Source organism: Neisseria sp. P0021.S005 (assembly GCF_051956955.1).
In genome coordinates this window covers 1-1771 of record NZ_JBQCWY010000636.1, presented here as the reverse complement: position 1 = coordinate 1771, position 1771 = coordinate 1, and the positions used below count along the sequence as shown (strand labels likewise).

Annotated in this window: 2 protein-coding genes; both read right to left on the bottom strand. The window is 47.5% G+C overall.

Annotation, left to right across the window (positions count from 1 at the left end):
• Positions 1-131 precede the first annotated feature (131 nt).
• The gene (locus ACTHUE_RS17755; RefSeq protein ID WP_070461892.1) at positions 132-614 is read right to left on the bottom strand and encodes an acyl-CoA thioesterase; all 483 of its coding nucleotides are present in this window, start codon (positions 612-614) and stop codon (positions 132-134) included.
• A gap of 117 nt (positions 615-731) precedes the next feature.
• A partial coding sequence (gene corA, locus ACTHUE_RS17750) for a magnesium/cobalt transporter CorA (protein WP_440424080.1) occupies positions 732-1771 on the bottom strand: 1040 nt, incomplete at its 5' end.

The window sequence follows — 1771 nt, the reverse complement described above, 5'->3', positions numbered from 1 at the left end:
TCATGATTATCTGTAATTTCGTATGGCAAAAATCTTGTTGATTCTACCACAAAACAAGCGGTTTATGGCTTTTGCGTGAAGGCCGTCTGAAACAGGATTTCAGACGGCCTTCGTTATTTAATAAATTCAATTTAGTTGCTGCAAGAATCTTCATCGGAAGCCTGCAAGCTCAATGCTTTGCGCTTTTTAGCCTTTTCATAACGGCAACGTTGGCGCGGTGTATTGATTTCCAAAGGTGGCACGGCAACCGGCTTGCCGTCTTCTACGGCAACCATGGTGAAGTAGCAGCTGTTGGTATGGCGCACTTCACCGGTGCGGATGTTTTGCGCTTCTACACGGATGCCAACTTCCATAGAAGTGCGGCCGGTGTAGTTAATGCTGGCGTAAAAGGTTACCAGTTCGCCGACATGGATAGGCTCTTTAAACAAAACTTTATCGACAGACAAGGTAACGCAGTAGTTGCCGCTGTATCGGCTGGCACAGGAATAAGCGACTTGGTCGAGCAAGCGCAATAATTCGCCACCGTGGACGTTGCCGCTGAAGTTTGCCGTATCCGGCATCATCAGCTCGGACATGATGAGTTCGTGAGAAGGAAGTTGGCGTGCTTGTTCCATGGTTTGACCTCTTGAAGTGGTTTGTTTTTAAGGCCGCCTGTTATTTCAGACGGCATGTTTTGTAGGAATTTTGATTCTACCGTTTTTGAGTGGAAAAATTCAATCTGCCACACCTGATCATAACCATTTTCTACGCGAAAAGAAAATCAGCAGTCCGATGATGATGCACAGCATCACACCCAAAACCATGAAATAGCCGTAATGCCAATGCAGCTCGGGCATATTGTCGAAGTTCATGCCGTAGATACCGGTGATGACGGTCAGCGGCATAAAGATGATGGTGATAACCGTCAACACGCGCATTTGCTGGTTCATGCGGTTGGATTGGAAGGAAAGGTAAATGTCCATCATGCTCAACACCATATCACGCGAGGCATCAAGCGATTCGATAAGCTGCATATTGTGGTCGTACACATCGCGCAGATAGACGGTCGATTCGCCTTTGAAAATGGCAAAATCGCCGCGTACGGCCAGTTGGTAGAACACGTCGCGCAATGGCAAAAGCGTGCGCCGCAGACGGACGGCATCGCGCTTGAGGCGGTGAATCTTACTGAGAATATCGCTGTTTTCATTTTTAAACAGGGACTTGTCTATCGCTTCGACACGGTTGTTGTACGACTCCAAAACGATGAAATAGTCGTCCACAATACGGTCAAGCAGACAATACGCCAGAAACGCCGTGTTTTTGTTCAAAATATTGTGCGGATTTTCGTGCATCTGCCGGCGCAGATGACTGAACAAGCCCAACGGTTTTTGTTGGAAAGACAACACAAAATCTTTGCCGATAATCACATACACTTGGTCGGAATGGAGCTTGCCTGTAGTTGTGTAATGGTAAACCTGTGCGGCAGTAAAAACATAGCTGCCGTAGTCTTCAATTTTCGGACGTTGCTTGCGGCTGAGAATATCTTCAATAACCAGCTCATGGATGCCGTAAGGCTCAAGCGCATGTTTGAGCAAGGCAACATCATTGATGCCGACAAAATGCAGCCAGTTGATTTGGCCTTCTTGCGGACGGGTAATATCAGGCAAGTTTTTCCCGGCAAGATAATCATACTGAACAAAGGTATCGGCGGAATACAGGGTTTGATGGATGGCAGAGCGCGGCGCATTGTCGGTATTGCTGCGCTGCATGGCTTGGTCTTGCAGAATGTCGG

What these genes read in the sequence shown, in the direction of transcription:
- ACTHUE_RS17755 (WP_070461892.1), bottom strand. Translation starts at nt 614, where the DNA reads ATGGAACAAGCACGCCAACTTCCTTCTCACGAACTCATCATGTCCGAG.